Source organism: Sporosarcina ureae (assembly GCF_002082015.1).
GTDB classification, from domain to species: domain Bacteria; phylum Bacillota; class Bacilli; order Bacillales_A; family Planococcaceae; genus Sporosarcina; species Sporosarcina ureae_A.
Genome location: NZ_CP015109.1, coordinates 3,066,029 through 3,085,677, shown reverse-complemented (window position 1 = coordinate 3,085,677; position 19,649 = coordinate 3,066,029). Strand labels below are relative to the sequence as shown.

Genomic DNA, 19,649 nt, shown 5'->3' with positions numbered 1-19,649 from the left:
CATGAGCACGAAAAAAGGAGTAGCAATTAAGCTACTCCTTTCAGTTTACTTCGTTTTACATTTCTCGTATAGTCCTTTTTCTTTCAGGACTTTGATTAATGTTTCACCTATGACAGAAGGTGTTTCTGCGACTTGAACGTCAGCTGCTTGTAAAGCTTTGATTTTATCAGCAGCTGTACCTTTACCTCCGGAAATTATAGCGCCTGCATGTCCCATACGCTTCCCTTCAGGTGCTGTTTGACCGCCGATAAATCCAACTACAGGCTTCGTCATATTTTCTTTAATCCAAGTGGCTGCTTCTTCTTCTGCAGTACCACCAATTTCACCGATCATGACTACTGCATATGTCTCTGGATCTTCATTGAATGCTTTCAAGACGTCGATAAAGTTCGTGCCGTTTACCGGGTCTCCACCAATTCCGACAGCCGTAGTTTGACCGATTCCTTCTTGTGTCAACTGATGAACCGCTTCATACGTTAGTGTACCTGAACGAGAAACTACGCCCACATGCCCTTTTGTATGAATATAGCCTGGCATAATACCGATCTTCGTCTCATCTGCAGTGATGACACCTGGACAGTTTGGACCGACCAAGCGAGTATTTTTGCCTTCCATATAACGCTTCACTTTAATCATATCTAGAACAGGAATATGCTCTGTAATACAGATTGTCATTTCCAGTTCAGCATCTACGCCTTCCATAATTGCATCCGCTGCAAATGGTGCAGGAACATAGATAATGGAAACAGTTGCGCCTGTTTCTTTAACTGCTTCTTCCACAGTATCAAATACCGGCACGCCTTCCACTGTCTGACCGCCTTTACCAGGCGTTACGCCAGCGACAATTTTAGTACCATATTCCAACATTTGCTGTGTATGGAACAGGGCAGTGGAACCTGTAATTCCTTGTACAATGACTTTTGTATCTTTATTTACATAAATACTCATGATTTGTACCTGCCTTTCTTATCCTATCAACTCGACGATTTTTTCCGCGCCTTCTGCCATGGAATCCGCTGCAACAATATTGATGCCGGACTCTTTCAGCAAGGCTTTCCCGCGTTCTACATTCGTACCTTCAAGACGTACGACAAGTGGTACTTGAAGCCCTACTTCTTTAGCAGCTTCAATTACACCTTCAGCAATTACGTCACATTTCATGATTCCGCCAAAGATATTAACAAAAATACCTTTTACTTTTGGATCAGATAAAATAATTTTGAAAGCAGCCGCTACTTTTTCTTTCTTCGCGCCGCCCCCAACATCCAAGAAGTTAGCGGGTTCTCCGCCATAGAAATGAATCGTGTCCATTGTAGCCATCGCTAAACCGGCTCCGTTAACCATGCAACCGATATTTCCGTCTAGAGAAATATAGCTCAAGTCATACTTGGATGCTTCAATTTCTTTCGGATCCTCTTCATCATAGTCACGTAATTCCATAATGTCTTTATGACGGAATGTCGCGTTATCGTCAAAGTTGAATTTCGCGTCCAATGCAAGTACACGATTATCTTTTGTTACGACCAGTGGATTAATCTCCACGATTGATGCATCTTTTTCACTGAATACTTTATATAATCCTAAGAAAAAGCTAACTGCTTTATTGATAAGATTGCTTGGGATCTCCATGTTGAACGCCATACGACGTGCCTGGAAAGGAACCAAACCAACTACCGGATCTATTACTTCATAGAAAATCTTTTCAGGGCTATGTTCTGCCACCTCTTCGATTTCTACGCCACCTTCTGCTGAACCCATCAATGTTACACGATCTGTTGCTCGGTCCACGACAAGGCCGATATAGAATTCTTTGTCAATATCGATTCCTTCTTCAACAAGAAGACGTTTTACTTCTTGCCCTTTAGGACCAGTCTGGTGTGTTACAAGTTGCGTACCGATTAAATCAGCTGCTACTGAACGCACTTCATCAAGCGTTTTCACAATCTTGACTCCGCCTGCTTTACCGCGTCCACCCGCGTGTATTTGCGCTTTTACCACAATAGGCTCTGTACCGATTTCTTTCGCGATTGCCATTGCTTCTTTTGGTGAAAATGCGACACGGCCTTTCGAAACAGCCACTCCATAATCTCTCAATAGCTGCTTCCCTTGATATTCATGGATGTTCATACGTACTGCCTCCATTCGATTTACAATTGCTTGAAGTTCAACTACTGTTTTATTGTAATCAAACCGTCACACATTGTCCATGAATCGCTATTGTAAAACAAAATTCTTTAATTTCCCACAATTTAAAAGCATCTTATCTGATATTGCTTTTTTCACGATCTAAACGATAAATATACGCGAATACTTCCGATACGGCCTGATAGAGTTCTTCAGGTATCGTATCGTTGACATTTAATTGACCAAGTAATTCCAGCAGACTTGGATCTTCCTGAACGGGAATAGCATGTTCTTGCGCGCGTTCAAGAATATTTTCAGCAATTTTCCCTTTTCCTTTCGCTATTACTTTCGGAGCATCTGATACTTCAGGATCATAGGACAATGCAACGGCTTCTTTTCTTGTAAAACGTTGTTCATTTTTCATATCCTGTAATCTACTCCTCCCTCATCCAACTGGAAGGTGTTAGCCGCTTTTTTGATGTTTTGCTGTTTTTCTGTGAACGCTTTAAACATAACGCCTGACAGTTTATAACCTACTCCTTCAAGGCCTTCTTTCAAGACATCTTGGAAAGTTGCACCCGTTGTCTTCAATGAAGATTCATCATTATAAATTGTTAAATTTACCACTTTATTTTGCACGTGCATATCGACTAATGTTGTTGCTAGTGATTCTAATTCTAAATAAAATAATATCCGTGCAAAGGCTGGGTCAATTTTCCCATTTTCTTTCATACGGCTATTCCATTGCAACGTAGCATCAATTTTCTTACCAAACATTTCAAGTGGCAGTTGCATAATCAGCTGTTGTTGCGTGCCTGTCTCTCCTGACTGGAGTAAAGTTCCATTCATGCGAAGTACCATGGTCTCCGCTGCCTCACGCAGTGCTGGTGAAAGCGATGGATCTTGCAGCATGGCTAGCAATTGTGGTTTTAATGTGCTTGCCAAATTGGCTACGTCAGGTTCTTTTCCACCAAGCATCGCTTCATAATTCACACCTAATGTACTCAACACTTGTTGTATGGCTTCCTTCATGACTGGTCCATTTACCGTCTGTGATACTTGAGTTTCAGCATGCTGAATTAATTGTTTCACTTGACTACTCCCTGACTTTTCAGCCGTTTGCATTAATGCCCGAATTGCCTCATTTTCTTTATTTTGTGGTACTAAAAGCGAAAGTACCGACTGTTGTTCTTCCTTCATCATAGTTGGTTGCCGTGATGAAATAGCGGCTGTTTCCTGTCTGCTCGCTTGTTGTGCCGTTGCCTGTTGAAGTTGGTCTATTAACGCTGTGTTAGAGGGTGCTGACGGTGCGACTGTTTGTGTTGCTGTAACTTGTGTAAATACATTACTAAATTGCTCAACGACAATAGCTTTAGCACGATCTGTCATGGGTTGTTGGGTTATCTGATTCATCACAGTCTGCAATGCGTTTTTTACGGATTCCGGAAGTGTAGTGTTGGGTAGCTGCTGCGTAATATTTTGAACAACAGCTTTCATTGTTTGTTGATTTGCAACAGGTGTCTGACTCAACTGAGTTATTAAAGACTGTATAGCCTTATTGGCCTCTGTTTGATTCGTCATGACGCTAGTAACATTTGCAGGTAGCGTATCCGCTTTGGTGGTCTGCTCAGCCAATACTTGAGGCAAGTTTGCCAACGACGTTCGAGCTGGCAGTATATCAGCGCTTTTTAATAATTGTAGTGCAGCAAACCGGTCTGCTTGACTAGCTTGGGAGTTAAGCAATTGGGATACAGTTTGATTAAGCAGTTCCTTCCCTACCGCTTGGCTTAAAGGAGAAGACAGAGCTTGCATCGTCACCAGAAGCTGTTCACGCATTGCTGGAGGCAGGTTAGGCTCACTTTGGATGGTAGTTTGCAGTGTTGTGAATTGTTGCGCAATCGTGCCCGTGTGAGCTTGTAGAAGCGATTGAAATATAGCAGGCGTAAAAGGTAGCCTTGCTTCAGCCATTTTTCCAAGCGTTGCGAGCGCCTCTGCTTTCATTCCTTCAGGCAATGTTTTCAGAAGGTTGACAGCTTCAAGCATATTTTCTTTTGTCATAGGAATTTTTTGCTTGACGATTGTCGCGAGTACATCTTTCATTTCTTTGGTTTTAGGTAAACTTAACGATTCTATTAACTGGCTGAGTTGAACTGACTGACCTTCTCCACGCATCGGACCGGAAATAACCTGTAACCGTAATTCAGGTTCAGTGCCATTGACCTTAAAGTAATAATTATCTCCTGCCTGCATAGGCACTTCCAATTTTGCATACAACTGCTGATTCCCAACTTGCACTTGCGCCATTTGACCAGAAAATAATTGCGTGATCTTGCCATGTATCATTTGTCCTTCCTTCAGTGACAGTGGTTGAGTTTCCGTCGTAGTAGCTCTTGCAGATGAAGCGGATAATGAATGTAAGTTCATTGTCGATCCCTCCACATCGTTTTGATCGGTTCGAATGATTTACGATGATGCTCACAAAATCCATGTGTTTCAAGTCCTTGTAAATGTTTCGCTGTTCCATATCCCGCATTCTCATTAAATGCATACCAAGGAAACTCCTCATGCAATTCATTCATCAGCGCATCACGGGTTGTTTTAGCTAATATAGAGGCCGCTGCAATAGATAGGCTTTTTTCATCTCCTTTTACAATGGAATAACACGGGCATGCTGTGTGAAGATTCATTGCATCTGCTACCACTACATGAGGCGCTACGTCCAGTTCATTAACAGCCATTTCCATCGATTGTTTTGTTGCTTGATATATGTTCAATTCATCTATTATTTTAGCAGGTTGCACATGTATGGCGTACGCCACGGCTTGTTCTTTAATTAATCTAGCAAATTCTTGCCTTTTCTCTTTGGACACTTTCTTTGAATCGTCCAGTCCGATTAAAGCTGAGCAATCCTCAGGTAGTACAACCGCAGCTGTAACTACCGGTCCCGCCAAAGGTCCTCTTCCCGCTTCGTCAATTCCCGCCACTAATGAAATTCGTGAAGATCTATACGAATCATCAAAAGCTATTTTCTTTTGAAATTCTTGAATAAGTGCTTGTTTTTTATCATATCGAGCGCGCCACTGAATAATCGCTTGTTGAACACCTTTTCTAGTGTCGGCTTCTAGTTTCGTAAGCCACTCATTCGGTTCGTGTAACTCTTGTAATTGATCTTTTATTTGCTGTATAGTTGTCAATTTCTTCACCTGTCCATCTTCAATATGATTGTCTATGTATTATATCGGTTCCTACATGATTTTTTCGACAAAAAAGCAACGGTTCGGAATCAGAGTTCCAAGCCGTTGCGTCTAGTCATTCGAATTCCTCTGGGAAATCGAATGTTAATTTACCTACTTGCTGGTCGCGGATGTCTTGTACGATCATTTCTGCTACTTTGTCATAATCAATTTCTCCACCTACAGTATATACTTTTCGACGTTCACCGATTGCATCGAACAATGATTGAATATGATCACCCACTGTGGTCATTTCATAGCGTTGCGCCAATCTTTCAGGATAATGCGTTTCTAAAAACCGAAGTCCATATACTGCAAGTTCCTCCATATTTAATATGGAGTCCTTGATTGCACCAGTTAACGCCAACTTATAACCAACTTGCTGGTCTTCAAACTTCGGCCACAGCACTCCCGGTGTATCCAAAAGTTCTAATTCTTTCTCGAATTTAATCCATTGTTGCGCTTTGGTTACACCCGGTTTGTTTCCTGTTTTCGCGATGTTTTTCTTCGCTAATCGGTTAATCAACGTAGATTTTCCAACGTTTGGAATACCGACTATCATTGCGCGAATTGCTCCCGGACGTATTCCTCGCTGCTTCATGCGATCAAATTTTGGTTGCAAGATTTCTTTAGCCGCTTTGGTAACTGTTTGAATACCTTTACCTTCAAATGAGTTGATTGCCACAGTACGTAAGCCTCGCTGTTCAAAGTAGGCAATCCAACGTTTAGTTTGCACTTCGTCCGCTAAATCCATCTTATTCAAAATAAGCAATCTTGGTTTCTGCTGTGTCACTTCGTCTATCATAGGGTTACGTGATGAAAGCGGCAGCCTAGCATCAATTAACTCAAATACTATATCCACTAACTTTAGTTTTTCTGTGACTTCACGTCTCGCTTTCGCCATATGGCCCGGAAACCATTGAATAGCCATTCGAATCGTCTCCTTTCGTTATTTCACAATACCGAAGTCTTTAATCGGCCAGAATACTACACTGGTACTGCCGACGACTTCATCGATTGAAACTGCACCAATATGTCTGGAATCTTTACTTTTCCGACGGTTATCACCCATTACAAATATGTGATCTTCAGGCACTGTTTCTGCCTCGATTTGTGGTATGTCCTGCAGTGTAAAGTCTTCCGTTAGCGTACCATCTTGCACTTCCGCTTTGTATTGATCAAGGTACGGCTCTTCATATGGTTCATCATTTACATACAGTACATCATCTCTGTACTCCACTGTATCTCCTGGCAGACCAATCACACGTTTAATATAATCTTTCTGCTCAGGCGCATGGAATACTACGATATCAAAACGATTTGGTTCACCAATCGTATAACCGATTTTATTAACGATCATACGGTCCCCATGTTCCAACGTTGGCATCATGGATATACCGTCAACGACGATTGGTGTGAATAAAAAGATACGAATAATGGCGGCTAATCCAAACGCTATTAACAATGCTTTAATCCATTCCAGTCCTTCACTTCTCGTTTTTTTCTCTTCCATCAATCTAGCCTCCTGCCCTGTCTGTTATTATTGTACAGCCAATTGTCTTTCTGAGCAAAAAGAAAGGAGGCCAAGTACAAGGCCTCCTTCGTTTCTGTTTATCTTATTAGCGGAGTTCTTTAATACGTGCTGCTTTACCACGTAGTTTACGTAGGTAGTACAACTTCGCACGACGAACTTTACCGCGACGAGTTACTTCAATTTTAGCTAGCTTAGGTGTGTGTAATGGGAATGTACGCTCTACGCCAACACCATTTGAAATTTTACGTACAGTGAAAGTCTCGCTGATTCCGCCACCGCGACGTTTGATAACAATACCTTCGAACAACTGGATACGCTCACGAGTTCCCTCAATGATCTTCACGTGCAAGCGAAGTGTATCGCCAGGACGGAATGAAGGGTGTTCAGTGCGTAACTGATCTTTTGTAATATCTGCAATTAGTTTTTGCATGTTTTTCTCTCCTTCTTTTCTGATGCTCTTGCACGTTTTGCTTTGCAGCGGAACAACAGTAAAATAGGCGCTCTTAAAAAGCGCTTTATAAATCATAGCACACGCTTGTTAACGAATCAAGCTAATTTAGCCTCTTTTTTGTACCCATTGCTGATAAAGTTTTTTTTGATGATCTGTTAACGGTGCTTCTTGTAATAATTCAGGACGCCGTTGTGCCGTTCGAATGAATGCTTGCTCTTCTCTCCACTTTTCAATCTCGGCATGATTGCCCGACAACAGCACAGGAGGCACTTCAAGGCCGTTGAACGTTGCTGGCCGAGTGTATTGCGGATGTTCTAACATACCCGTTGAAAACGAGTCGTGGACAGCCGATTGATCATTGCCTAGAACGTCAGGGAGTAACCGCACTACACTATCAATGATCGCCATAGAAGCAACTTCCCCGCCCGTCAACACGAAGTCACCTAGTGATATTTCATCCGTAACCAAATGTTCACGAATTCTCTCATCATATCCTTCGTAATGTCCACAGATAAAAACTAGATGTTGCTCTTTCGCAAGTTCTTCTGCTTTCTTCTGCGTGAATCGTTCGCCTTGTGGACACATTAAGATCACGCGGGGCTTACTGTTACTTGTGTTCGTGACGGCTTCTACAGCCGCAAAGAGAGGTTCAGGTTTCAGTACCATTCCTGCACCGCCACCGTACGGATAATCATCCACTTTTTTATGTTTGTTTGTTGAGTAGTCACGAAAATCCGTGACTGTAAACGATGCGGCTTGCTGTTCTTGCGCTTTTTTCATGATGGAAGATTGAAGTACACCTTCAAACATTTCTGGAAACAATGAAAGAACGTCGATTTTCATCATGAAAGCAATCCGTCCATCAATTCAATTTTAATGATTTGCTCGTCAATATCGATATCCTTTACCACATCTTCGATATATGGGATATAATGCGGCTTGCCTTCAGCAGGCGTTACCTCCCATACGTCATTGGCACCTGTTTCAATAATTTCTGTAACCGTACCGATTTCTTCACCTGTTTCAGTAACCACGCGGCAGCCGATGATTTCATGATAATAAAATTCATTTTCTTCGAGTTCTGTCAATTCTTTCTCCGATACTTTGATTACACCGTCGCGGAACTTCTCGACATCATTGATATTTGGATAGCCTTCAAACATAAGTAAATCGAAATTTTTATGCTTACGGTGACTAATCACTTTCACAAACGTAGGTGCCTTGCTTTTTGGCATGAAGATCGCAAGCTCACTTCCCACTTCATATCGCTCATCCGGGAAATCTGTTTTGGACATCACACGAACTTCACCTTTAATACCATGCGTATTCACAATCGTGCCTACATTAAACCATTCCATTATTTCGCCTCCGTTATATAAATAAAAGTATTTATATGTGCAAAAAAGGAAGGAACCGGGGCTCCTTCCTTTTGGATCAATCCAAGATATCCAAATACACTTTTTTGCCGTGGTGGCCGCCTGCTGCTGAGTAAACAATCGTACGGATCGCTTTTGCCACACGACCTTGCTTCCCGATCACTTTACCCATATCTTCCGCATTCACTGATAACTGATAAACAACTCGTTGAGACTGTTCTTCAGCTACCACTTTCACGTCGTCCGGGTAATCGACTAACGGTTTTACAATTGTTTCAATCAGCTGCTTCATGTCCACCCCTCCAAATTACTTGCTGTATTTAGCGTTATGGAATTTTTCCATGATACCTTGCTCAGAGAACAAGTTACGAACTGTATCAGATGGTTTAGCTCCATCTTGAAGCCATTTCAAAGCCAATTCTTCGTTGATTTCAACTGTTGCTGGCTTTGTAAGCGGGTTGTATGTACCAACCTGATCGATTTGACGGCCGTCACGTGGTGCACGTGCATCAGCTACTACAATACGATAAAAAGGAGATCTCTTAGCTCCCATACGTTTTAGACGAATTTTAACTGCCATTATTATCTACACCTCCGAATAGTTTCACACAAGATAGTATATTACCAAGGTTTTATTTGTTTGTAAAGTGTTTTTTCTTAACACCTTCTATTTTATTTAAAAAACGCATCAAAACCAGGCATTTTACCTTTCTTCTTACCTTTTTGTTGCATATTGGTCATTTGCTTAACCATTTTCTTCATTTCCTCAAACTGCTTCAGCAAACGGTTGACTTCTTGAGTGGAAGTTCCAGAACCTGTAGCAATTCTTTTTTTGCGGCTCGCATTAATAATTTCCGGGTTTTCCCGTTCAGCAAGCGTCATAGAGTAAATGACTGCTTCCACACGACCCATCTGACTCTCATCCACTTTAGCATTGTCAAGTCCTTTGATTTTGTTCGCACCCGGCATCATTTTCAGAATTTCGTCGAGTGGCCCCATTTTCTTTACTTGTTGCATTTGATCAAGAAAGTCATCTAGCGTAAAGCTTTGAGTACGCAATTTCTGCTCTAACTCTTTCGCTTTATTTTCATCGACGTTTTCCTGCGCTTTTTCAATCAATGACATGACATCGCCCATACCTAAAATTCGTGACGCCATACGTTCTGGATGGAATGGTTCAAGCGCATCCATCTTTTCACCCATACCGACAAATTTGATTGGTTTTTCTGTAACGGTACGAATAGATAATGCCGCACCCCCACGTGTGTCCCCATCAAGTTTTGTCAAGATGACGCCAGTGATTCCAAGTGTATCATCGAAACTTTTCGCGACATTGACTGCATCTTGACCTGTCATCGCATCCACTACGAGGAATATTTCATCAGGATTAGTCAGTTCACGAATATCTTTCAGTTCCTGCATAAGTGCTTCATCCACATGGAGTCGACCTGCAGTATCAATGATTACAACATCATTATGCTCACGTTCTGCCTCTACCATTGCTTGTTTGGCAATTTCAACAGGCGATTGATCGGTTCCCATAGAAAACACGGGTACTGTAATCTGTTTCCCTAATGTTTCAAGTTGTTGAATCGCTGCTGGGCGATATACATCCGCAGCCACAAGCAAAGGTTTCTTATTATGCTTTTTACGTAGAACTGTGGCTAATTTACCAGTAGACGTTGTTTTACCAGCACCTTGCAAACCTACCATCATGATGACTGTAGGCGATTTACGTGCGAATTGAATAGGATTTTGTTCTCCACCCATCAAATTCGTTAATTCGTCTTTTACGATTTTCACTACCTGCTGACCAGGTGTCAAACTTTTCATTACGTCCTGACCCACTGAGCGCTCGCTGACCGTCTTGACAAATTGTTTAACGACTTTCAAGTTAACGTCTGCTTCAATTAGTGCAAAACGCACTTCACGCATCATTTCTTTTACGTCAGCTTCGTTAATTTTACCTTTGCCTGTAATTTTATTCATAGTTCCTTGCAGGCGTTCGGCTAGACCTTCAAATGCCATAGACAATCCCCCCTATTCAAAATCCTTTAAGGTATGTAGCAATTTCATGAAGTGACTGGAGTTTTGACTAGGAGCCATTTCTTCCAGTAGCTCTATAATTTCAAGTCGACCTTCATGCTTTTCAAACAGATTGAGTTTCTTCTCGTAATCTTCGAGCATAGCCTCAGTCCGTCTCACATTGTCATACACAGCCTGTCTCGATACGCCATACTGCTCAGCGATTTCACCGAGAGAAAGATCATCCAAATAATATAATTGCATATATAAACGTTGTTTGTCAGTTAATAATGATTGATAAAAATCAAAGAGGAAGTTCACTCTTGTCGTTTTTTCAAGCAAGATCACGACCTCCTTCAGCCACTATTCTATACTATCGTGCGCTTGTAATGCCGTCAAGTGATTTTACTTGTCTTCTTCAACTTCGTTTTCATCGTCTTCAGTTTCTTCCATTTCCAATCCGTTCGCAAACAATCCATAAACATATTTCACCGGATCGAAAGGTTGTAAATCATCGATGCCTTCACCGAGACCTACATATTTCACTGGAATATCGAGCTTATTACGAATAGCTAATACAATACCGCCTTTCGCTGTACCATCTAGCTTGGTCAATACAATCCCTGTGACATTCGTCGCGTCGTTAAATGTCTGCGCTTGGATTAACGCGTTCTGTCCAGTCGTCGCATCTAACGCCAATAATACTTCATGTGGAGCGTCTTCAATTTCTCGGCCAATGACGCGGTGTACTTTTTCTAGCTCATTCATCAAGTTCACTTTGTTTTGTAAGCGACCTGCTGTATCACAGATTAACACATCAACATTACGCTTCTTAGCCGCCTTCACAGCATCAAAGATAACTGCAGCTGGATCCGAACCTTCTGCCTGACGTACAACCTCTACACCCGTACGTTCTCCCCAGACAACAAGCTGTTCAATGGCGCCTGCGCGGAATGTATCACCGGCAGCTAGCATAACAGTTTTTCCCTCTTTCGTAAGGCGGGCAGCCATTTTTCCGATCGTTGTTGTTTTCCCCACACCGTTCACACCGACCATTAAAATTACGTTTAGTCTTCCTTCTTCGATATTCAGTTCACTAGAAACTTCTTCACCTGTATTGTAAATTTCTACAAGCTTCTCAGATATTAATGATTGCATACCTGAAGTGTCCTTGATATTTTTACGTTGCACTTCTTCTTTCAGCAAATCAATCAATTCCATAACCGTTTCGAAGCCTACGTCTGCTTGGAGTAATAATTCTTCCAATTCTTCGAAGAATTCTTCATCGACGACACGGAACCTAAATACTAAATCATTAACTTTCGATGTAAATGAATCGCGTGTCTTTGTCAGTCCATCTTTGAACTTCTCTGCTACCACTTCGTTTGTTCCTGATATTTTATCTTTTATCTTCTTAAAGAAAGACATTCACTTCACTCCTTAGCTACTGATTTCCTCTGGCACTTCAGATAGTTTAACAGAAAGTAATTTCGAGACACCCGACTCTTGCATCGTAATGCCATATAAGACGTCCGCACCTTCCATCGTGCCTTTTCGATGCGTGATCACAATGAATTGTGTCTGATCCGAAACCTTCCTCAAATAATTACTATATCGTACGACATTCGCTTCATCCAGTGCCGCTTCTACTTCATCGAGAATGCAAAAAGGCACAGGACGAACTTCTAAAATAGAGAACAACAAAGAAATAACCGTTAATGCACGTTCCCCTCCTGATAACAGACGCAAATTCTGTAATTTTTTCCCCGGAGGTCGTGCCATGATATCAATTCCAGTCGTAAGTAAGTTGTTTGGATCCGTTAATACAAGATCCGCTTCCCCACCACCAAACATATCCTTAAACACGCGACGAAAATGACTACGAATTGCTTCAAATGTTGTCTCGAACCGGCTCTTCATTTCCTGATCCATTTCTGCCATGGCTTCTTGTAACGTATTTTTAGCTTCGACTAAATCATTACGCTGTGATTGTAAAAACTCATGACGTTCTGAAACTTCTTCAAATTCTTGAATCGCATTCGGATTGACAGGTCCTATCGTGGCTAGTTGTCGCTTACAATCTTCCACTGTTTTGCGAAGTAGCGGAATATCCACCGGCTCAATCTGCAGTTCATTCGGTCGCAAGCCGTATTCTTCATCCAAACGATCTCTAACCGTTTCATACTGTGTTTCGAGTCTGGATAACTGAATCCTCAATGTGTTCAGTCGCTCAGAAATAGTACTTACTTGTTGTCTAATCGTTTTAATACGTTGTTCTTGATCGTGAACATGCTTTGCTTGCTGAACACGCTTAGCTTTTTCCGTCTCGATCGTTTTTTGCAATGTTTGTTTTGCTTCATTCGCTTGTTGACTTTGCTTATCTATTTCCTCAGGCGTTAATTCCTTACCTATTACAACTTCTTGCACATATTGCTGTTCTTCTCGCAATTGGCTTATTGTCCGTTCCAATTCATCTAATTGGGTGACGGTTTCCAACATACCGCTTGTATGATAGGCATTTTGCTCTTTCAATACGGCGCTTTTTTGTTGTAAGTCATGCAATCTCTTCTGTAGAGATTGTTGTTCTTCTCGTCGGTTCTCTACTAGTCTTTCCAAACCTTCCAACTTTTCCAACATCTCTTGAAGTTCGATTTTTAATGCTTCATGACGAGTTTGTAGCTCTTGTTTTTTAGTCGATAACTGTTTTTCGGCAGAAACTGTATCTGTGTGTCCGATTTCAATTGTGGATATTTCCATTTCAACAGAACGCATTTCCATTTCCGTTTCTTGTAAAGATGACTGAATAAGAGACTTTTTCTGTTGGATTTCTTCTAATTTTACGCGTAATTGATCACGAAGATGTAAACTCGCTCCAACGAGATTACGCGTTTCAGACGTCTGTGCAGTAGCCTGTTGAATAGACTCATCCATTTGCTGCAATTGATTTGCGAGAGTCTCTAGCTCCGCCTTACGTGAAAAAAGCGTGGATTGGCCTTTCGCCCCGCCACCTGTCAATGAACCGCCTGCATTTATTATATCTCCGTCCAGCGTCACTATGCGATAGCGGTGTCCTATTGTTTTCGCTAAACCTGATGCAGCCTCTAAATCACTGGCGATAATCGTTTGACCTAGTAAATTTTTAGCAACCGACTCATATGCCGCAGATGTCTGAATGAGTTCAAATGCTGTTCCGATAAAACCTTGCTGTTGCGTGAGCACTTGCCGGCTATTCATAGGAAGTTCACGCGGCTTTAAAATATCCATTGGAAGAAACGTAGCGCGACCGAAATTTTTCGTTTTTAAATAACCGATAGCTCGTCTTGCATCACGCTCAGTCGTGGTAATAATATGCTGCATGGCACCACCAAGTGCTGTTTCGATTGCTTTTGTGTAGGCTGGTTCTGTTGTAATGAGTTCCACTACAGCTCCTTCGATGCCCTGTATCCGTTGTTGCTGCTTCGCATGAAGTACTTCTTTGACACCTGAATAGAACCCTGAAAAGTCCTTTTCAAGACTTTCCAGAGCACGAAGTCTTCCTTGCATTTCGGATTGTTTACGCAATGCTTTTTGCAGAAACTGCTGTTGGGTAGATAGACGTTGCTCTTCTTCTGTAAGTTGTTGATGACAAGCTCTAGCTGACTTCTCTAGCTCGTCAAGCTGTTGCTGAACACTATTTTTTTCTTTAATCTTTTCCTGCTGTTCTTTCGCAAGTTGTTGTTTGCGTTCGGAAAGCAAGGTAGTTTGAACCGTGATCTTCTCTGTGGAAGATTTCTCTCCCTGAAGTCGCTCTTCTACATGCTTGATTTCACTTCGTACAGTCGCCTCTTCATTGAGACGCTCAATGTAGACGGATTTCAATTGTTCAATTTGCTGTTCGGTTTCTTTTAATGAACTGTTTAACATGGCCGTGACTTGCTTACTTTCTTTCGTCGCTTCTTCAAGTTCATGCTGAGCAGTTTTCTGCTTCATCTGCATAGAATGAAGTTTATCTTTAGCCATTTGTTGTGCTTGTTCTGCAGTAAGCAACTCTTTTTCAATGCGCTCCACTTGTTGCTTCGTATTGCGGGTCTTTTCAACGGATAGCAATCTTCTGCCTTCCCACTTTTCAGCTTCTGCTGCCTGTTTGATCAATTCGTTTTGATATTCATCCAGTTGATGCTCTACTTTCTTAAGGCCTTTTTTGTCAAAGTCCAATTCTTGTTCATATTGTGTAAGGTCATCGGAAGTCTTTCGCAATTCTAATTCATCATTTTTTACAACTGCCGTCTTTTCAGAAATTTGCTGTTGTAAAGCAGAGGCGTCGTGATGAAGTAGACGAACATCAGCTTCCCGAAGTTCTGAACGCAGATCAGAAGCTTTACGCGCCAAACTTGCTTCTTTTTGAAGAGGAATGAGTCGATCATCGATTTCTTTTAATATATCCAGTACACGATCCAAATTATCGGTCGTCTCAAATAATTTATGCTCTGCTTGCAGTTTATGTGTTTTATATTTCAAGACACCTGCTGCTTCGTCAAAGACATTGCGTCTTTCATCAGCACGACTATTCAATATTTCATCAACCCGACCTTGCGAAATAATGGAGAAAGCCTCTTTTCCTAACCCTGAATCCATAAATAGCGTGGTGATATCTTTTAACCTGCAAGTCTGACCGTTTAGCAGATATGCACTATCTCCGGATCGAAAAACTCTTCTAGTTACACTGATTTCAGTGTAGTCAAGCGGAAATAGATTTTGTGTATTATCCAATATGAGTGTGACTTCTGCAAAATTAACTGCTTTGCGGGAATCACTGCCTGCAAAAATGACATCTTCCATTTTACTACCGCGCAATGATTTTGCGGATTGTTCACCGAGCACCCAGCGAATCGCATCGATAATATTACTTTTTCCGCTTCCGTTAGGTCCTACAATGGCCGTTACTCCTGGTACGAAATCAACATGAATCTTTTCCGCGAAAGATTTAAAGCCTGCGATTTCCAGCCTTTTCAAAAACACGATTAGTTCTCCCCTTCGGTTGTCTGCATCAATAAATGTTCTATCGCACGACGGGCAGCTTCCTGTTCCGCTTCTTTCTTGGATTTCCCAATTCCTTTTCCAAGTTGTTGTTCATTGAGATTAACTACGGTAACAAACTTTTTCGCATGTGCAGGACCTTTTTCTTCAATAACTTCATAGTGAAGGGGTCCGTTATTTTTTTGCTGCACCAATTCTTGCAGACGACTCTTATAATCTGTCACATGCGAAAAAGCTCCGATACTAATTTTCGGAAAAACGATTCGTTTTAGAAACTCTTCAACAACTTCCATGCCCTGATCCAAGTACAACGCACCGATATACGCTTCAAATACATCCGCCAGTAATGCAGGACGCATTCTTCCACCAGTTAGTTCTTCACCCTTACCCAGAAGAATATAATCTCCAAAGTTCAATTCATTCGAAAACTTAACAAGTGATGGCTCACAAACAATCGCTGCACGAAGTTTCGTCAGTTCCCCTTCGCTTTTTGCCGGTTCTGTACGGAATAAAAATTTAGATACTCCAAGTTCCAATACAGCGTCTCCTAGGAATTCTAATCGTTCATTATCAGAAAACTTCTTTCGGCGATGTTCATTGACATAGGATGAATGGGTAAATGCATTATACAATAATTTCTCATCCTGGAATTGAACGCCTAATTCCTGCTGGAGCTTGGTGAATTTCTCGCGTACAGCTTGTGGCAATGTAGGGTGTGATGCGGTTTCTTTCGAATTTCTTTTATTTTTCATAAACTACTCTGCCTCTCATCTATTAATAGTCTGTACACACGTGTAAAGCGAAAAGAGACGCTTTCTCCTTTTCAGACGAAAGGAAGAAAGTGTCTCACCAATAAGGTCATTCGCCTACTTTTTCTGTAATGTACGTTACTGCATCTCCGACAGTTGCAATTTTCTCTGCATCGTCATCAGAAATTTCCGTTTCAAACTCATCTTCAAATTCCATAACAAGTTCTACTACATCTAGTGAATCAGCTCCAAGATCCTCACGGAAAGAAGCTTCAGGTTTTACTTCGCTTTCATCGACACCTAGACGGTCGACAACTACTTTTGTTACGCGCTCAAGTACTGTTGACAACATAGTCACCTCCTCTCAAGGCCAAAGTCAGCTCATTAGCTACTATTGAATTATAGAGGGTAGTCCCCTCGTTACGCAACCATAAACGGCGCTTTAAAAGAAGTAGTACATTTACATCACCATACCGCCGTCTACATTGATAGTCTGACCGGTAATATATTTCGCTTCATCGGATAGTAAGAATGCGACGACGCTCGCTACATCTTCCGCACTTCCAAGCTTGCCTAAAGGAATCGTTGACAATAATTGCTCTTTCATATCATCGCCCAATTCATCCGTCATATCAGTTGTAATGAATCCTGGAGCAACAGCATTCACTAAAATATTACGCGCTGCCAATTCTTTTGCAGTTGTTTTTGTCAAACCAATAACGCCCGCTTTTGCTGCCACATAATTTGCTTGCCCTGCATTTCCTGCAACACCTACAACCGAAGCCATATTCACGATTCTTCCTGCACGCTGACGCATCATTTGGCGCGTAACAGCTTTTGTGCATAGGAATACACCTTTTAAGTTAATCGATAATACATCATCCCACTCGTCTTCCTTCATGCGCATCAATAAATTATCTCGTGTGATGCCAGCGTTATTCACGAGGATGTCAATACTACCAAATTGTTTAATTGTCTCATCCATCATAGCTTTCACTTGATCAGCGTCAGAAACATTCGCTTGAAAGACGAGTGCTTCTCCACCCGCAGATCGAATTTCCTCTGCGACCGTTTCTGCTCGATCTTGGCTACCGCTATAATTAACGACTACCTTAGCACCTTCTGAAGCTAAGCGTAAAGCAACAGTGCGCCCAATCCCTCTGGATGCTCCTGTAACTACTGCCGTTTTTCCATCGAATCTTCCCATCATGACCATCCTTTCGCTTCTTCAAGCAACTTCTCAAGTGTTTCTTCATCGTATACTGGGTACACTTTAGCTGTACGGTCTATTTTACGGATTAATCCGCTCAATACCTTTCCAGGTCCACATTCTATGAAACGAGTAACACCCAATTCAAGTAGTTTTTCAATAGACTCTTCCCAGCGTACGGGTGAGTACAATTGTTCAACTAGTAATTTCTTTATTTCGTCCTGCTTTGTTACTTCGTCTGCTGTGACGTTTGCAATAACAGGGATTTTCGCATCTTTCATATCAATGCCTTCAAGCGTCTTTTGTAATTCTCCTGCTGCTGGTTGCATGAGAACAGAATGGAAAGGTCCACTTACATTCAATGGCAATGCACGTTTCGCACCCGCCTCCTTCAAGGCAGTACATGCTTTGTCCACACCTTCTTTTGCACCCGAAATAACGATTTGGCCAGGGCAGTTTAAGTTGGCTGGTTGTACAGGATGTCCCGACTCTGTAATGTTCGCTGTAATCGACTCCAATACGTCACGATCCATTCCTAGTATGGCCGCCATGGCACCTTTACCTGCTGGTACGGCATCATTCATGTACAGACCTCTTTTATGAACAGCCACTACCGCATCTTCGAATGAAAGAACTTTGGATTCAACTAGAGCTGTATACTCGCCTAGACTATGTCCTGCTGTATAGTCTGGCGTAATGCCTTCTTCTTCCAAACGTGCTGCGATCATCGCACCCACTGTAAGTAGAGCTGGTTGAGCATTATAAGTTAACGTCAATTCATCTTGAGGGCCTTCGAGCATCAAAGTGCTCAGTTCAAAACCAAGAGCTTTATCGGCTTTTTGCATGAATTCATTACACGTTTCGTTCTTCTCTGTGAATACTTTCCCCATCCCTACTGCTTGTGAGCCTTGTCCCGGGAAAACAAATGCCAGTTTACTCAAGATTCCTCTTCCTCTCCGATTGTTTTTTTAATCGTTTCGCATACTTGGTATTGTACCATGGTTCTTGCTTGGCGAACTGCATTAAAAAGCGCGTTGGCATTTGATGAACCATGCGCTTTGATGACAGGATGATTCAAGCCAAATAAACCCGCTCCGCCATACTCCGAGTAATCCATTTTCTTCTTCAAACCTTTGAGATCATCTTTCACTAATCCAGCGGCAAGCTTGGTTTTCATTGAAGACATAAACACATCTTTAATCATGGAGAATACATTCATCGCAGTACCTTCAATAGTTTTCAACACCATGTTTCCTGTAAAACCGTCTGTGACAACGACATCTGCCACACCATTCAACAAATCACGCGACTCCACATTACCAACGAAATTAATAGGTGCAGCTTGCAACTCTTCATAGGCGTGTTTTGTCAGCTCATTACCTTTTCCGGGTTCTGTTCCAATATTCAATAGCCCTACACGCGGCTTGTCGATTCCGCGCACTTTTTCCGCATAGATACTGCCCATGACAGCAAACTGTGCTAACTGTGTAGGTTTGCTATCTGAGTTCGCTCCTACATCTAACAACACAAAACCACTGCCGTTGATCGTCGGTAACGTCGGTGCCAGTGCGGGTCTTTGGATACCATCTAAGCGACCTACAATAAAGAGTCCTGCCGACATGAGAGCACCTGTATTACCAGCTGACACACATGCCTGAGCCTTTCCATCTTTCACCGCTTGCGCCATACGGACCATAGATGCATCTTTTTTCTTTCGAATTGCACGCACGGGCTCATCATCAGGTTCAATGACTTCAGAGCAGTGTACTACTTGAAGGCGCGGATGTGTTTCAAGGAATGGTGCCATTTTTTGCTCATCACCAAATATATGTATCGTTATGTCATCAAATGCATGAAGGCTCTGCAATACTCCCTTAACAATTTCTCCGGGTGCGTTATCTCCACCCATTGCATCTACTGCAATAATCATA

21 protein-coding genes are annotated in these 19,649 nt (G+C 41.9%); all 21 read right to left on the bottom strand.

Annotated features, from left to right (window positions below):
• Positions 1-45 precede the first annotated feature (45 nt).
• Positions 46-948, bottom strand: a complete 903-nt coding sequence (gene sucD / locus SporoP17a_RS14940; protein ID WP_083035416.1) for a succinate--CoA ligase subunit alpha — start codon at positions 946-948, stop codon at positions 46-48.
• A gap of 18 nt (positions 949-966) precedes the next feature.
• Positions 967-2,127, bottom strand: a complete 1,161-nt coding sequence (gene sucC / locus SporoP17a_RS14935) for an ADP-forming succinate--CoA ligase subunit beta (protein ID WP_083035415.1) — start codon at positions 2,125-2,127, stop codon at positions 967-969.
• 133 nt (positions 2,128-2,260) lie between these two features.
• Positions 2,261-2,548, bottom strand: coding sequence for an EscU/YscU/HrcU family type III secretion system export apparatus switch protein (locus SporoP17a_RS14930; RefSeq protein ID WP_083035414.1), 288 nt, complete (start codon positions 2,546-2,548; stop codon positions 2,261-2,263).
• Positions 2,545-4,548 carry a hypothetical protein gene (locus tag SporoP17a_RS14925; protein WP_083035413.1) on the bottom strand — a complete coding sequence of 668 codons (2,004 nt, stop codon included), beginning with the start codon at positions 4,546-4,548 and terminating at the stop codon, positions 2,545-2,547. Before SporoP17a_RS14925 ends, SporoP17a_RS14930 begins: the two co-directional genes overlap by 4 nt.
• The gene (locus SporoP17a_RS14920) at positions 4,545-5,318 is read right to left on the bottom strand and encodes a ribonuclease HII (protein WP_083035412.1); all 774 of its coding nucleotides are present in this window, start codon (positions 5,316-5,318) and stop codon (positions 4,545-4,547) included. The genes SporoP17a_RS14925 and SporoP17a_RS14920 overlap by 4 nt, the downstream gene beginning before the upstream one ends.
• Positions 5,319-5,433: 115 nt before the next feature.
• Positions 5,434-6,288 carry a ribosome biogenesis GTPase YlqF gene (ylqF, locus tag SporoP17a_RS14915; RefSeq protein WP_083035411.1) on the bottom strand — a complete coding sequence of 285 codons (855 nt, stop codon included), beginning with the start codon at positions 6,286-6,288 and terminating at the stop codon, positions 5,434-5,436.
• Between the two features lie 18 nt (positions 6,289-6,306).
• Positions 6,307-6,870, bottom strand: coding sequence for a signal peptidase I (gene lepB, locus SporoP17a_RS14910; RefSeq protein ID WP_083035410.1), 564 nt, complete (start codon positions 6,868-6,870; stop codon positions 6,307-6,309).
• A 106-nt stretch (positions 6,871-6,976) separates the two neighbouring features.
• Positions 6,977-7,321 carry a 50S ribosomal protein L19 gene (gene rplS / locus SporoP17a_RS14905; protein ID WP_083035409.1) on the bottom strand — a complete coding sequence of 115 codons (345 nt, stop codon included), beginning with the start codon at positions 7,319-7,321 and terminating at the stop codon, positions 6,977-6,979.
• A 126-nt stretch (positions 7,322-7,447) separates the two neighbouring features.
• Positions 7,448-8,185, bottom strand: a complete 738-nt coding sequence (trmD, locus tag SporoP17a_RS14900; protein ID WP_083036151.1) for a tRNA (guanosine(37)-N1)-methyltransferase TrmD — start codon at positions 8,183-8,185, stop codon at positions 7,448-7,450.
• A complete protein-coding gene (gene rimM / locus SporoP17a_RS14895) occupies positions 8,185-8,700 on the bottom strand; it encodes a ribosome maturation factor RimM (protein WP_083035408.1) in 516 nt (171 codons plus the stop codon). The genes trmD and rimM overlap by 1 nt, the downstream gene beginning before the upstream one ends.
• A gap of 76 nt (positions 8,701-8,776) precedes the next feature.
• Positions 8,777-9,010, bottom strand: a complete 234-nt coding sequence (locus SporoP17a_RS14890; RefSeq protein WP_083035407.1) for a KH domain-containing protein — start codon at positions 9,008-9,010, stop codon at positions 8,777-8,779.
• 15 nt (positions 9,011-9,025) lie between these two features.
• Positions 9,026-9,298 (bottom strand): 30S ribosomal protein S16, encoded by a 273-nt coding sequence (gene rpsP, locus SporoP17a_RS14885; protein WP_029052320.1) that lies wholly within the window; start codon positions 9,296-9,298, stop codon positions 9,026-9,028.
• Positions 9,299-9,390: 92 nt separating this feature from the next.
• On the bottom strand, positions 9,391-10,746 hold the full coding sequence (gene ffh, locus SporoP17a_RS14880; RefSeq protein ID WP_083035406.1) for a signal recognition particle protein: 1,356 nt from the start codon (positions 10,744-10,746) through the stop codon (positions 9,391-9,393).
• 12 nt (positions 10,747-10,758) lie between these two features.
• Positions 10,759-11,088, bottom strand: coding sequence for a putative DNA-binding protein (locus SporoP17a_RS14875; protein ID WP_083036149.1), 330 nt, complete (start codon positions 11,086-11,088; stop codon positions 10,759-10,761).
• A 60-nt stretch (positions 11,089-11,148) separates the two neighbouring features.
• Positions 11,149-12,171, bottom strand: a complete 1,023-nt coding sequence (gene ftsY / locus SporoP17a_RS14870; RefSeq protein WP_083035405.1) for a signal recognition particle-docking protein FtsY — start codon at positions 12,169-12,171, stop codon at positions 11,149-11,151.
• A 12-nt stretch (positions 12,172-12,183) separates the two neighbouring features.
• Complete coding sequence (gene smc, locus SporoP17a_RS14865; protein ID WP_167693447.1) at positions 12,184-15,741, bottom strand: chromosome segregation protein SMC; 3,558 nt, start codon at positions 15,739-15,741, stop codon at positions 12,184-12,186.
• Between the two features lie 2 nt (positions 15,742-15,743).
• Positions 15,744-16,511, bottom strand: a complete 768-nt coding sequence (gene rnc / locus SporoP17a_RS14860) for a ribonuclease III (protein ID WP_083035403.1) — start codon at positions 16,509-16,511, stop codon at positions 15,744-15,746.
• A gap of 106 nt (positions 16,512-16,617) precedes the next feature.
• Positions 16,618-16,857, bottom strand: a complete 240-nt coding sequence (locus tag SporoP17a_RS14855) for an acyl carrier protein (RefSeq protein ID WP_029052326.1) — start codon at positions 16,855-16,857, stop codon at positions 16,618-16,620.
• A gap of 111 nt (positions 16,858-16,968) precedes the next feature.
• Positions 16,969-17,715 carry a 3-oxoacyl-[acyl-carrier-protein] reductase gene (gene fabG / locus SporoP17a_RS14850; protein WP_083036147.1) on the bottom strand — a complete coding sequence of 249 codons (747 nt, stop codon included), beginning with the start codon at positions 17,713-17,715 and terminating at the stop codon, positions 16,969-16,971.
• The gene (gene fabD / locus SporoP17a_RS14845; RefSeq protein WP_208859803.1) at positions 17,715-18,659 is read right to left on the bottom strand and encodes an ACP S-malonyltransferase; all 945 of its coding nucleotides are present in this window, start codon (positions 18,657-18,659) and stop codon (positions 17,715-17,717) included. The genes fabG and fabD overlap by 1 nt, the downstream gene beginning before the upstream one ends.
• Positions 18,656-19,648, bottom strand: a complete 993-nt coding sequence (gene plsX / locus SporoP17a_RS14840; protein ID WP_083035401.1) for a phosphate acyltransferase PlsX — start codon at positions 19,646-19,648, stop codon at positions 18,656-18,658. The genes fabD and plsX overlap by 4 nt, the downstream gene beginning before the upstream one ends.
• Position 19,649 lies beyond the last annotated feature (1 nt).